Annotated in this window: 10 protein-coding genes and 1 rRNA gene; 6 read left to right on the top strand and 5 right to left on the bottom strand. The window is 73.7% G+C overall.

The genetic code is table 11. The features are described 5' to 3' along the window. The first annotated feature begins 251 nt into the window (after positions 1 to 251). Positions 252 to 1034, top strand: a complete 783-nt coding sequence (locus ABD330_RS29680) for a ComF family protein (protein ID WP_344469329.1) — start codon at positions 252 to 254, stop codon at positions 1032 to 1034. On the opposite strand, the gene ABD330_RS29685 is transcribed toward ABD330_RS29680, so the two are convergent. From ABD330_RS29685 to mtrA, 3 genes are read right to left on the bottom strand one after another with little or no spacing between them, the layout of a single operon-like run. Then, on the bottom strand, positions 1018 to 2892 hold the full coding sequence (locus ABD330_RS29685; RefSeq protein ID WP_344469331.1) for an LpqB family beta-propeller domain-containing protein: 1875 nt from the start codon (positions 2890 to 2892) through the stop codon (positions 1018 to 1020). The two genes, ABD330_RS29680 and ABD330_RS29685, sit on opposite strands and share 17 nt — an antisense overlap. Beyond that, positions 2864 to 5026 carry an MtrAB system histidine kinase MtrB gene (mtrB, locus tag ABD330_RS29690; protein ID WP_344469333.1) on the bottom strand — a complete coding sequence of 721 codons (2163 nt, stop codon included), beginning with the start codon at positions 5024 to 5026 and terminating at the stop codon, positions 2864 to 2866. The genes ABD330_RS29685 and mtrB overlap by 29 nt, the downstream gene beginning before the upstream one ends. A 4-nt stretch (positions 5027 to 5030) precedes the next feature. Next, a complete protein-coding gene (gene mtrA, locus ABD330_RS29695) occupies positions 5031 to 5708 on the bottom strand; it encodes an MtrAB system response regulator MtrA (RefSeq protein WP_057236786.1) in 678 nt (225 codons plus the stop codon). Between the two features lie 251 nt (positions 5709 to 5959). Between mtrA and ABD330_RS29700 the strand changes: the two genes are divergently transcribed. The 5 genes from ABD330_RS29700 to ABD330_RS29720 are packed head-to-tail and all read left to right on the top strand — an operon-like array spanning position 5960 to position 11467. Next, the gene (locus ABD330_RS29700; RefSeq protein ID WP_344469335.1) at positions 5960 to 7231 is read left to right on the top strand and encodes a DUF7847 domain-containing protein; all 1272 of its coding nucleotides are present in this window, start codon (positions 5960 to 5962) and stop codon (positions 7229 to 7231) included. Positions 7232 to 7236: 5 nt separating this feature from the next. Continuing rightward, positions 7237 to 7908 (top strand): DUF4129 domain-containing protein, encoded by a 672-nt coding sequence (locus tag ABD330_RS29705; protein ID WP_344469337.1) that lies wholly within the window; start codon positions 7237 to 7239, stop codon positions 7906 to 7908. Continuing rightward, a complete protein-coding gene (locus ABD330_RS29710; protein ID WP_344469339.1) occupies positions 7905 to 9143 on the top strand; it encodes a DUF4350 domain-containing protein in 1239 nt (412 codons plus the stop codon). The genes ABD330_RS29705 and ABD330_RS29710 overlap by 4 nt, the downstream gene beginning before the upstream one ends. Continuing rightward, positions 9140 to 10132 (top strand): AAA family ATPase, encoded by a 993-nt coding sequence (locus tag ABD330_RS29715; RefSeq protein ID WP_344469340.1) that lies wholly within the window; start codon positions 9140 to 9142, stop codon positions 10130 to 10132. Before ABD330_RS29710 ends, ABD330_RS29715 begins: the two co-directional genes overlap by 4 nt. A 24-nt stretch (positions 10133 to 10156) precedes the next feature. Next, positions 10157 to 11467 (top strand): DUF58 domain-containing protein, encoded by a 1311-nt coding sequence (locus tag ABD330_RS29720; protein ID WP_344469341.1) that lies wholly within the window; start codon positions 10157 to 10159, stop codon positions 11465 to 11467. A gap of 93 nt (positions 11468 to 11560) precedes the next feature. Here ABD330_RS29720 and ABD330_RS29725 read toward each other — a convergent pair whose 3' ends face one another. Then, positions 11561 to 12223 carry a transposase gene (locus ABD330_RS29725; protein ID WP_344469342.1) on the bottom strand — a complete coding sequence of 221 codons (663 nt, stop codon included), beginning with the start codon at positions 12221 to 12223 and terminating at the stop codon, positions 11561 to 11563. A 73-nt stretch (positions 12224 to 12296) separates the two neighbouring features. After that, positions 12297 to 12385, bottom strand: a 5S ribosomal RNA gene (gene rrf, locus ABD330_RS29730); the annotation flags it as partial.

Genomic DNA, 12385 nt, shown 5'->3' on the forward strand with positions numbered 1-12385 from the left:
GCCCTCACCTCACTTCCTCCCCACCAGGAACGCGTGAAACCCCTTGGAGCCTTATCGAACACCTGCGAAGGGGATTCCGCCTCCCCAGTCGAACAACGTAGCGGCCCAGGGGTGACTGTCCAGCTGTTTCACCCTGTTTACCCTCTTGTGAGTGAAACAGCGGTAAACACCTGGACAACACCCCCCGGACGGCCCACCGTGAGGTCAACTCCGTGCTCTCCCACGAGCCCCGGGAGGAGTCGTGACCGTCCGTGACCACCACCGGTAGCAGCCGACTCGCCGTCGGCCTCCTCGACCTTCTCGAACTACTGCTGCCCGCCGAGTGCGCGGGCTGCCGCACCGGGCACAGCCAGCTCTGCCCAGGCTGCCGGGCAGCACTGTCCGACCCCCGGGCCGGGCCGGCCGGCCCCCTGCCCGCGCCGCCCGGCCTGCCGCCGCTGCACGCCGCCGCGCCGTACGCGGATCCGGTCCGGCAGCTGCTGATCGCCCACAAGGAGCGCGGCGCGCTCCGGCTGGCCGGGCCGCTGGGCCTGGCCCTGGCCGGCGCCGTCCGCTCGGCGCTCGGTCCCGGGCCGCCGGGGCCCGTCCTGCTGGTGCCGATGCCCTCCACCCGGCAGGCCGTCCGGGCCCGCGGGCACGACCCGATGCTGCGGCTGGCCCGGGCCGCCGCCCGGGCGCTGGGGCGGGCCGGCCATCAGGCCCAGGTCTGCGCCGTACTGCGGCACGGGCGGGCCGTCGCCGACCAGTCGGGGCTGTCGGCGGCCGAGCGGCACCGCAATCTGCGCGGCGCACTGGGCGTCCCCGGGCGGGCGGCGGCCCGGCTGGCGGCGCAGGCCCGGGGCCGCCCGCTGATCCTGGTGGACGACCTGGTCACCACCGGTGCCAGCCTCACCGAGGCCGCCCGCGCCCTCCGTGCGGCCGGCCACCCACCGCACGCGGCGGCGACGGTCGCCGCCACCGTCCGCCGCGCCCCCGCCCGTCACCGGGCGGCGGCACGGCAGGCGAGCCGGGGGGCGGCTATCCCGGGTAGCTGAAGAACGCCCCGTGGTGCTGCCCCGTCACCTCGCGCCACTGGTTGCCCAGCAGCCGGTAGATCTGCTTGTTGGACGAGACGGCCAGCACCGGCGGTGCCAGGTCGCCGCCGGTCAGCGTCTCCGAGGCCGAGACCGAGAGCATCGAGTCGCCGCCCGGCTGCGGGGTGTCGCCGGTCTGCGAGCCGTCGGTGCCGATGTAGTGCAGCTGCTGGAGCTTGTTCGGTTCGTTGCCGAGCACCAGCAGCTGGTCGGTGTCCGCCCAGGAGAACGAGGCGATCTCGCTCATCTTGGGCGCCAGCGGCCGCAGTCCGACGATCGCCACCTGCGGGTTCACCGGTGAACCCGAGTGCACCACCAGACCCAGCATCAGCGCCGAGGCGCCGGACGCGTCGACGGTCCGCAGCGCGACCCGCGTACCGTCCGAGGAGATCCTCAGTTCCCTGACGGTCAGCCCGTTCAACCCGTCGATCTGCGCGGTGACGACGGTCTCGCCACGCACCATCAGGACCCGCGGCGTCACCGGGTCGCGGTCGACCACCCAGAGGTTCTGCCGTCCGTCCCAACTGGGCGAGGCCAGGCCCTGGTCCGGCTGCGCCGGGTGGACGGTGACCAACGGCGCCGCGGTCCTGTCGCCGTCGCCGATCACCACCACCGTCAGCGTCCTGCGGTCGGCGCCGACCACGGCGGCCGCGCCGCCGTCCCGGCGGACGGCGATCGCCGCGGGGTTCGGCCGGCCGGGCTGGCCCGGCTTTCCGAGCGTGCCGAGCACCGGCTTGCCGTCGCTGTCGCCCTGGGTCTGCATCAACTGGCCGCCGTCCAGCTGGAAGTACTGCTGCGCCCCGGCGTCACCGCCGGCCAGCACGCCGGGGGCGATCTGCTGGGTCTGCGAGGCGTCGACCGAGCACGAGCCCTTGGCCCCGCTCAGGTCGAGCCGCTCCAGCTGCCGCTTCGGCTGCTGGTCGGCGAGGGTGTAGAAGAGCTGGTCGGCCATCCGGCGGCAGAGCAGCGGCTGGCTCGCGAAGTCGACCGCGCTGACCTTGACGGCGGCCACCTGGCTGTCGCTCATCGAGACCGGGCCCACCACCTCGACGCCGTGCAGGAAGGCGGTCTCCACCGCGCCGGACAGCCAGTCCGACGGGCCCTCGGCGAGCGCCTGCGCGGCGGCCGTCAGCGGGTCTATTCGCCGCCGCAGGTAGATCGGGTCGGGCACCAGGACCTGCGGCGGGCCGGCGTGCACCGACGGGTCGCCGGCCGCGTAGAAGTACCGGTGCACCGCGCGGTACCCGTTGTTGAAGTTGGTCAGGTCGACGATCAGCCCGTCCGGCAGCTGGTCGATCCGCCACTCCCCCTTGTCCGGGCCCTGCGTCTCCTTCACGAAGGTGAACTTCTGCCGGTACGGCAGGTCCGAGACGTTCCGGTAGGTGTGCTTGGCGTCCAGCTGGGCGACCTGGCTGCCCGTCACCGTGATGTCGGTGGCGTCGCCGTCGCCCTTCGGCGGGGTCCGCCCCTTGCTGGCGAGCACCGCCACCCCGGCGTCCGGACGCCAGCGCTTGCGGGCGTCCGCGGTGAGGTACTTCAGCGCGGTGCTGTAGTTGGCCTCGTCCGCGTTGGAGGCGTCCAGGAAGCCCGCGAGCAGGTCGACCGGGTCCGCGCCGGGGTGCGGCTCCACCGGGAAGACCCGGACCTGGAGGTCCTGGGCGGCGGCGCCCTGCGGGAACTCCACCGGCTCCGGCGGCCCGTCGGCGGGCATCGCCACACAGCCGGTCGCGAGCAGCGGGACCAGTACCCCCCACGCCGCCCATGCCGCACCGGTGCGCCGGTTCGGCCGGTCAGCCGTCCTGCTGCTCGTCCTCGGCACGGTGCGCCCCCTCTGTCTCGCTGTCCGCCGCTCCGTCACGCGCCGCACCGCCGGGTGCCGCGCCGTCCTGTGCCGCGCTCGATGCGGGCGGGCGGACCACAGTCCGGTCCACCACGACCTGCGCCCCGGTGGCACCGTACCCCGAGGACGCCGCCCGGACGTCCGAGGGGTCGGAGACCGGTGCCGACGGCAGCCGCCCGAGCCCGGGCCCGATGCTCAGGACCCCGCCGAGACCGCTGCCGAAGCCGGCCTGCGGGGTGTCCGGGGTCTCCGGGATGTCCGGCTCGCCCAGGCCCGACACCGTCAGCGCGGTGGCCCCGGTCGACCGGACGGCCCGCCGGTACGGGGTGCCGGGCGCACCGAGGCCCCGGTTGTGCCGGGAGTCCTCGGGTTCCAGCCGGAACGGTGCCCGGCCGATCTCGCCGCCGCGGGTCCGCGGCAGGGTGAGCCTGAAGTGCGAGCCGCCGCCGGGTTCGCCCCAGGCCTGCAGCCAGCCGCCGTGCAGGTGGGCGTCCTCGACAGCGATCGAGAGGCCCAGCCCGGTGCCGCCGGTGGTCCGCACCCGGGACGGGTCCGCGCGCCAGAAGCGGTGGAAGACCCGGGACGCCTCGCCGGGCTTGAGCCCGATCCCGTAGTCCCGGACGCCGACGGCGACCGCGCCGCCGGCCGAGCCGAGCTGGACCACCACGTCCCGGCCCTCGCCGTGCTCCAGCGCGTTGACCACCAGGTTGCGCAGGATGCGCTCGATCCGCCGGGAGTCGACCTCGGCGACGACCGGCTCCTCCGCGCCGCGGACGATCATGGCGCTGCCCTTGGCCTGGGCCAGCGGGTCGGCCGCCTCCAGCACCCGGGTGACGACGTCGCGCAGGTCGACCGGTTCGGCGTCCAGGATCGCGGCGCCCGCGTCGAACCGGCTGATCTCCAGCAGGTCGGCGAGCAGCGACTCGAACCGGTCCAGCTGCCCCTGGAGCAGCTCGGCGGAGCGGGCCGCCATCGGGTCGAGGTCCTCGCGGCTGTCGTAGATCAGGTCGGCGGCCATCCGGACGGTGGTCAGCGGGGTGCGCAGCTCGTGCGAGACGTCCGAGACGAAGCGGCGCTGCACCCGGGAGAGCTCCTCCAGCTGCCGGATCTGGGCCTGGAGCGCGTTGGCCATCCGGTTGAACGATTCGCCGAGGCGGGCGATGTCGTCCGTGCCGGTGACCTTCATCCGTTCTTCCAGGTGCCCGGCGGCCAGCCGCTCGGAGATCCCGGCGGCCATCCGGACGGGTGTGACGACCTGGCGCACCACCAGCCAGGCGATGCCGCCGAGCAGCATCACCACGAACACGCCGGCGGTGGCCAGGGTGCTGGTGATGGCGTTGAGGGTGTTGGTCTCCTGCCCGAAGGAGAAGACGTAGTAGAGCTGGTAGGTCGTCAGGTCGGGGCCGGTGAACTGCTTGCCGATCACCAGCCCGGGCTCCCGCAGCGGCTGACCGTTGCTCTCGACACCGCGCTGGATGTCGGTGGTCTGCTCGTGCGGCCTGGTGGGGTCGGCGGCGACCTGGTTGCGCAGCTCGGGAGAAATGCTGCTGGGCAGGATGTTGCCCGAGTAGAAGGCGCCCCGCAGGCCCGCGCTCTGTGCGGTCTCCTCCTGCCCGTCGGTGGGCACCAGGGCGATCACCGAGTAGACGCCGGTGCCGCCGCTGGCGAGGTCCGAGACCTGCTTGATCAGCCAGGTGCTCGTCTCGTCCTTGGTCGGGTCGGTGTTGGCGCCGGCCTTGGCCTGCAGGTTGATGGCTTCGTTGATCTTCTCCTGCTCGATCTGGAAGCCGCCGTTGGCCTGCCCCTGCGAGGAGCTCTGCTTGTTGTCCAGCAGCCAGTGCCTGACCTGGGCCACCACGACGACGCCGAGCACCAGCATCGCGACCAGCGAGAGCAGCAGGGTGGCCGCGACCACCCGGACCTGGATGGAACGCCGGTAGAGCGCGATCACCTGGTTGAACGGGCGCCGCAACTGACGCGCCACGAGCGCGAGCAGGGCCGCCGGACCGCGCCGGGGCGCACGGCCCTGGGTGGTCGAGCTCAACACGTCCCCGCGCACGGCGGACTCCCCGTCGGCACCCGCACCCGACGGGGAGTCGTCAGTCTCGAACATCACGTCAGCTGGGCCCGGCCTTGTAGCCGACACCGCGCACCGTCACCACGATCTCGGGCCGCTCCGGGTCCTTCTCGATCTTGGAGCGGAGACGCTGGACGTGGACGTTGACCAGCCTGGTGTCGGCGGCGTGCCGGTAACCCCAGACCTGCTCCAGCAGCACCTCGCGGGTGAACACCTGCCAGGGCTTGCGGGCCAGGGCGACCAGCAGGTCGAACTCCAGCGGGGTCAGCGGGATGCCCCGGCCGTCCCGCTTGACCGAGTGTCCGGCCACGTCGATCACCAGATCGCCTATGGTCAGCTGTTCAGGTGTGGGCTCCTCCGCGCGGCGCAACCGGGCGCGAACCCGGGCCACCAGCTCCTTGGGCTTGAACGGCTTGACGACGTAGTCGTCGGCCCCGGACTCCAGTCCGACGACGATGTCGACGGTGTCCGTCTTGGCGGTGAGCATCACGATCGGCACCCCCGACTCCGATCGGATCTGCCGGCAGACATCGATGCCGTCGCGGCCGGGCAGCATCAGATCGAGGAGGACCAGGTCAGGCTTGGTCTCCCGGAACGCGGCTAGTGCCTTGTCCCCATCCGCGACGAAAAACGGTTCAAAACCTTCTCCACGCAGCACAATGCCCAACATCTCGGCCAGTGCGGTGTCGTCATCAACGACGAGGACGCGTCCCTTCATGGGTCCATCCTCTCATTACCGGATTGTGACCTGCCGCACAGTCGTGCCATTTCGTACTGATGAGACCTGCCGAGTCAGTCATACCGTCGCAAAGTTCGCAGCTCGCCCGGGCTGTCCGGGCCGTCGGGGATTCCGTGGGACAGCGGCTCTGGGGCGCCCGGTCAGGCCATGGCACGATGGGCCGCACACGGGCCGGGATCACACCGATTCCCCCCGCAACCCTCCACGAAGCCCCCGCACAAGGAGCAGTGATGACCGACGCCCCGGGATGGACCTCGCCCGGCTCGCCCGAGCCCGCCGACGAGGCCGCCGCCGGACCGTCGGCACCGCCGTCTCCGGATGCCGCAGCACCGGACGCCGCGCAGGACGCGGCCCCGCAGGCGGCCCCGCAGGACGTCCCGCCGCCGCACCACCCGGGCTGGGGCACCCCCGGTCCGTACAGCGGTGCACCCTACGGCGGCCCGGCGTACGGCGCCGCCGCGTACCCCGGGCAGCAGCCGTACCCGCACCCCGGCCAGTTCCACCCGGGCTGGGGGGCGCCGCCGAGCCCGAAGCCCGGCGTGATCCCGCTCCGCCCGCTCGGGGTCGGCGAGATCCTGGACGGCGCGGTGTCCACCGTCCGCAAGCACTGGCGGACGGCACTGGGGCTCTCCTTCGGCGTCGCCGTGGTCGAGCAGGCGATCACCGCGCTCGGCGAACTGTGGCAGTTCGAGCAGCCGCAGGCCGTGCTCCCGCTGGTCATCCGGCTCTCGGCCATCCCGGTCAGCATCCTGCTGGGCATCATCGCGGCCGGCCTGCTGACCATGGTGGTGAGCAAGGCGGTGGTCGGCGAGAACACCACCATCGGCGCCGCCTGGCGGACGGCCCGGCCGCGGCTGCCCAAGCTGGTCGGGCTCACCGGCCTGATGCTCCTGATCACCGTCGGCATCCTGCTGCTGAGCGCGCTGCCGCTGATAGGCGCCGCACTCGCCGACACGGGCAACCCCGGGCTGCTCCTCCTGCTCTGCCTGCCGGTCCTGGCCGGCGGGGTGGTGGCTGTCTGGATCAACGTCCAGCTGAGCTTCGCCGCCCCGGTACTGATGCTGGAGAAGCAGGGCGTCATCGCCTCACTGTCCCGGTCCCGGCGGCTGGTCAAGGGCTCCTGGTGGCGGATCTTCGGGATCACCCTGCTCGGCCAGTTCCTGATGTTCGTCGTGGCCGCGATCATCGCGACGCCGTTCTCCCTGATCGGCGTCGCCCTGGCCGTCGGCGGCAGCACCGGCGACTCCCCGCTCGGCGGCCTCGGCGGCGGCACCGCGCCGGCCGTCGTGCTGCTGACCTCGATCGGCGGCGTGATCGCCGCCACCCTCACCATCCCGGTGCAGGCCGGCATCGGCGTGCTGCTCTACGTCGACCAGCGGATCCGCCGCGAGGCCCTCGACATCGAGCTCTCCCGCGCCGCCGGCCTGCCCGAGCAGAACAACCCCGGCTGGACCGGCTCCGGACCGGTCGTCCCGGGCCAGAGCGGGCCGCAGGGGATCTGACGCGGATGCCGAACTGGGGGGAGAGGGCGCTGTCGGCCGGCGGCGCCCCGGTCACCGTTCCTCGTGACGCGGCGCGCGACGCCGCCCGTCGAGAGCTGCTCAACCCGGCCTACCACCGGCACGACCCGAGCGTGACGCAGCGCGTCATGAGCTGGCTCGGCGACCAGCTGGACCGCGCCCTCAACCACCTCGGGTCGGCCGCCCCCAGCGGCACCACCGGGCTGCTGCTGTTCCTGGTGGTGGCGGTGGTGATCGGCGCCGCGCTCTGGTGGCGGCTCGGCGCCCCCCGCCGGGAGACCCGCGCGGCCGCCGCGCTCTTCGCGTCGGACGGCCCGCGCACCGCCGCCGGGCACCGCCGGACGGCGGCGGACCACGCGGCCGCCGCCGAGTGGTCCGAAGCCGTCCGGGAGCAGATGCGCGCCCTGGTCCGAGCCCTTGAGGAGCGCACCCTGCTGGACGCACGCCCCGGGCGCACCGCCGACGAGGCGGCCGCCGAAGCCGGCCGCGCCCTGCCCGCCCACGCGGCGGCGCTCGCCACGGCCGCCCGTACCTTCGACGACATCGCGTTCGGCGAGCGCACCGCCGACCAGGCCGCCTACCGCTCCCTGGTCGAACTGGACCGGGCGCTGGCCGCCGCCACGCCGGTCCTCACCCCGGCCGCCGGAGCTGCCGCATGACCGCGACCGACACCACCGCCACCGCCACCGAGACGACCGGTCCCGCCGGCACCACGGGTGTCTCGCCGGACCTGCGCGGGCTCTGGCTGCGCTCCCGCTGGTACCTGCTCGCCGTCAGCCTGCTGCTGCTGGCCGGCCTGCTGCTCACCGCGCTCAGCGACCATCCGGAGTACCCCCCGCTGGACCCGCGCTCGACCGACCCGACCGGCACCCAGGCCGCCGTCCACCTGCTCGCCGAGCGCGGCGTCGCCACCCGTACCGTCTCCGACGAGGCCGGCCTCAGCGAGGCACTGGCCGCCCCCGGCACCACGGTCCTCCTCCCCGAACCCGACCTGCTGGGCGCCGGAGAGCTGAACCGGCTCTCCACACCGGAGCGCGGCAGCGGCAGCCGGCTCGTCCTGGTCTCCCCCGAGGCCGCCGCACTGGACGCCTTCGCCCCCGGCGTCTCGGTCGCCACCACGTCCGACGGCGCGCCCCGGAGCGCCGCCTCCACCAGCCTGACCGCCGACTGCACCCTCCCCGAGGCACTCCGGGCCGGCAGCGCGGAACTGGGCGGGCTGTTCTACCGGCCCGGCTCGGGCGACACCGCCTGCTACTACGGCGACGGCGGTGCGCCCCTGGTCCAGCAGACCGCCCCGGGCGGCCGGGACGTGATCGTGCTCGGCTCCGGCCGGCTGCTCACCAACGAGCGGCTCGCCTCGGACGGCAACGCCTCGCTCACCCTCGGCCTGCTCGGCTCACGGCAGCACCTGGTCTGGTACCTGCCCGACTACAGCGCCGCACCGCCCGCCGCCGAGCAGAAGACCCTCACCGACTACATCCCGCGCGGCTGGTCCTGGGCCCTGCTCCAGCTGGCCGTCGCGGCCCTGCTCACGGCCTTCTGGCGCGGGCGCAGGCTCGGCCCGGTGGTCGGCGAGGAGCTGCCCGTGGTGGTCCGCGCCGCCGAGACCACCGAGGGCCGGGCCCGGCTGTACCAGCGCGCCAAGGCCCGGGGGCGCGCGGCCGACACCCTGCGCCGCGCGGTCCGCCACCGCCTGGCCCCCGTACTCGGCGTACCACTGACCGACGGCGAGCCCGAGCCCACCGCGCTCTGCGCGGCCGTCGCCGACCGGCTGGACCGCCCGGCCGCCGGCCTCCGGGCCCTGCTGTACGGCGACCCGCCCACCGACGACGCCGCGCTGCTGCGGCTCACCGACGACCTCGATGCCCTGGAAAGGCAGGTACGACAGCCGTGACCGAGCAGGCCCTCACGTCCCCTCCCGAAGACACCGCGCCGAGCGGCCCCCGCGAAGCCCTGACCGCGCTGCGCACCGAGATAGCCAAGGCCGTGGTGGGCCAGGACGCCGCCGTCACCGGCCTGGTCGTCGCGCTGCTGTGCGGCGGGCACGTGCTGCTCGAAGGCGTCCCGGGCGTCGCGAAGACCCTGCTGGTCCGCACCCTGTCCACCGCCCTCGCCCTGGACACCAAGCGCATCCAGTTCACCCCGGACCTGATGCCCGGCGACGTCACCGGCTCGCTGGTCTACGACGCGCGCACCGCCGAGTTCTCCTTCCAGCCCGGCCCGGTCTTCACCAACCTGCTGCTCGCGGACGAGATCAACCGCACCCCTCCCAAGACCCAGGCCTCGCTGCTGGAGGCGATGGAGGAGCACCAGGTCACCGTCGACGGCGATCCGCGCGCGCTGCCCGTCCCGTTCCTGGTCGCCGCCACCCAGAACCCGGTCGAGTACGAGGGCACCTACCCCCTCCCCGAGGCCCAGCTCGACCGCTTCCTGCTCAAGCTGGTGCTGCCGCTGCCCTCGCGGGAGCAGGAGTTCCAGGTGCTCAGCCGGCACGCAGCCGGCTTCGACCCGCGCGACCTGGCCGCCGCCGGCGTCCGCCCGGTGGCCGGACCGGCCGACATCACGGCGGCCCGCGCCGAGATCGCCGGACTCACCGTCTCCCCCGAGATCCTCGCCTACATCGTCGACCTCTGCCGGGCCACCCGGAACTCGCCCTCGCTGTCGATCGGCGTCTCCCCCCGCGGCGCGACCGCCCTGCTGAACACCTCCCGGGCCTGGGCCTGGCTGGCCGGCCGCGACTACGTCACCCCCGACGACGTCAAGGCGCTCGCCCTGCCGACGCTGCGCCACCGGGTCCAGCTGCGGGCCGAGGCCGAGATGGAGGGTGTCACCGCGGACTCGGTGATCCAGGCCGTCCTGGCCCAGACGCCCGCCCCGCGCTGACCACACCTCTCTAGGAGCTCCCCGATGGCCCTGACCGGCCGAACCGCCCTCCTCGCCGCGCTCGGCGCTCTGGTCGTGGGTTTCCTGCTGCCCTCCTGGGCCGGGATCGGCGCGGTCACCCTCCCCGTCCTGCTCGGCGTCCTCGCCGACCTGGCGCTCGCCGCTCCGGTCCGCACCCTGCGGTTCGCCCGGAGCGGCGACACCTCCGTCCGGCTCGGCGAGCCCGCCTCCGTCGAGCTGACCGTCACCAACCCCGCCCGCCGCCCGCTCCGCGCCCTGGTCCGCGACGCCTGGCCGCCGTCCGCCTGGCACCCGGGCACCGCGATCGCGGGCTCCCGGCACACCGTCACCGTCCCGGCCGGCGAGCGCCGCCGGATCACCACCCGGCTCGTCCCCACCCGGCGCGGCGACCACCACGCGTACCGGGTGACGGTCCGTTCGCTGGGCCCGCTCGGCCTGGCGGGCCGTCAGGGCTCGCACCAGGTGCCCTGGACGGTACGGGCGCTGCCGCCCTTCCCGAGCCGCAAGCACCTGCCCTCCCGGCTCGCCCGGCTGCGCGAACTCGACGGCCGCACCTCGGTGCTGACCCGCGGCCAGGGCACCGAGTTCGACTCCCTGCGCGAGTACCTCCCCGGCGACGACGTACGCTCGATCGACTGGCGGGCCAGCGCCCGCCGGCACACCGTGGCCGTCCGGACCTGGCGCCCCGAGCGCGACCGGCACATCCTGATCGTGCTGGACACCGGCCGAACCTCGGCCGGCCGGGTCGGCGACGCACCCCGGCTCGACGCGGCCCTCGACGCCGCCCTGCTGCTGACCGCCCTGGCCACCAAGGCCGGCGACCGCGTCGACCTGCTCGCGCACGACCTCCGCAGGCGCGGCAGCGTCGTCGGCCGATCCCCTTCCGAGATCCTCCCGGCCTTCACCAACGCGATGGCCGTCCTGGAACCCGCGCTGCTGGAGACCGACATGCGCGCGCTCACCTCGACCGTGCTCCGGATGACCCCACACCGCTCGCTGATCGTGCTGCTCACCGGCCTGGACGCCCGCCCGGTCGAGGAGGGCCTCCTGCCGCACCTGCCCCTGCTCACCAAGCGCCACGAACTCGTCCTGGCCTCGGTCGCCGACCCGCGCCTGGACGAACTCGCCGCCGCCCGCGGCACCGTCAAGGACGTCTACGGCGCCGCAGCCGCCGAACAGACCCGCGCCGACCGCCGCCGCACCGCCGAACGCCTCACCCGCCACGGCGTCACCGTCCTGGACGCCCCGCCCGCCGCCCTGCCCCCGGCTCTCGCCGACACCTACCTCGCCCTGAAGGCCGCCGGCCGGCTCTGACTCCGAGCGCACAACGCAGTGGGGCCCACCGAGCTCGGCTCGGTGGGCCCCACTGCGTTGTGCGCTGCTCGCGCCGCTTTGCCGCGCTGTGGCTCAGCGCCCCGGCTTGATCCAGACGTGCGCGGAGGAGCCGGCCGTCTCCTCGTCCTCGCCGGGCTCGGCCACGACCTCGGCAGCGGCCTGCCAGCCGGTGATACCGGTGGTGAGCGCACCCGCGGAGGACTTGTCGCCGTGGAAGCCCTCACGAGCCGCCTGGTAGGCGAACCACCGCTCGACGTGGGCGAGCCACGCCTCCTCGGTGGGCGCGAAGTGCATGGTGAAGCGCGGGTGCGCGTTCAGCCAGTTCTTCACGGTGGGCGACTTGTGCGTGAAGTAGTTGTCGCAGATGAGGTGGACCTCGCCGACCTCCGGCAGCTGCTTCTCCAGCTCGGTGAGGAAGCGGCGGAACTCCACACCCCGCCGGCGCCGGTGCAGTGTCCCCTGCACCTTCCCGGTCGTACTGCCGAGCGTCGCGAGCAACGTGCTCACGGTCGGCGGCAACGGCTCGTCGCGGAGCGTCGTGAGTGCGTCCCGCAGCTTGGGCCTCAGCAGGGTCTCGGCATCGACGTGCAGCGCGAGAACACGCTCCGGCGGCGCCAGGTAGATCCCGGCGACCTCGTGCGAGGTCTCCATCACGAACGGGTCGGTGGAGAGGCTGAACGGCTCGATGTGCGGCTGGGGTTCGGGGCTGGCCTTCTTGGGACCTGGTCTTGCCATATCAGGAATCCTATCCGGAAACGCAGAGAAGCCCCCCATCCGTTCCCGGATGAGGGGCTTCTCCTGAATGATTGTTCGGCGGCGTCCTACTCTCCCACAGGGTCCCCCCTGCAGTACCATCGGCGCTACGAGGCTTAGCTTCCGGGTTCGGAATGTAACCGG

This window comes from Kitasatospora kazusensis, assembly GCF_039529945.1.
GTDB lineage: Bacteria > Actinomycetota > Actinomycetes > Streptomycetales > Streptomycetaceae > Kitasatospora > Kitasatospora kazusensis.

What these genes read in the sequence shown, in the direction of transcription:
- mtrA (WP_057236786.1), bottom strand. Translation starts at nt 5,708, where the DNA reads ATGAAGGGACGCGTCCTCGTCGTTGATGACGACACCGCACTGGCCGAG.
- ABD330_RS29700 (WP_344469335.1), top strand. Translation starts at nt 5,960, where the DNA reads ATGACCGACGCCCCGGGATGGACCTCGCCCGGCTCGCCCGAGCCCGCC.
- ABD330_RS29725 (WP_344469342.1), bottom strand. Translation starts at nt 12,223, where the DNA reads ATGGCAAGACCAGGTCCCAAGAAGGCCAGCCCCGAACCCCAGCCGCAC.
- ABD330_RS29710 (WP_344469339.1), top strand. Translation starts at nt 7,905, where the DNA reads ATGACCGCGACCGACACCACCGCCACCGCCACCGAGACGACCGGTCCC.
- ABD330_RS29705 (WP_344469337.1), top strand. Translation starts at nt 7,237, where the DNA reads ATGCCGAACTGGGGGGAGAGGGCGCTGTCGGCCGGCGGCGCCCCGGTC.
- mtrB (WP_344469333.1), bottom strand. Translation starts at nt 5,026, where the DNA reads ATGTTCGAGACTGACGACTCCCCGTCGGGTGCGGGTGCCGACGGGGAG.
- ABD330_RS29720 (WP_344469341.1), top strand. Translation starts at nt 10,157, where the DNA reads ATGGCCCTGACCGGCCGAACCGCCCTCCTCGCCGCGCTCGGCGCTCTG.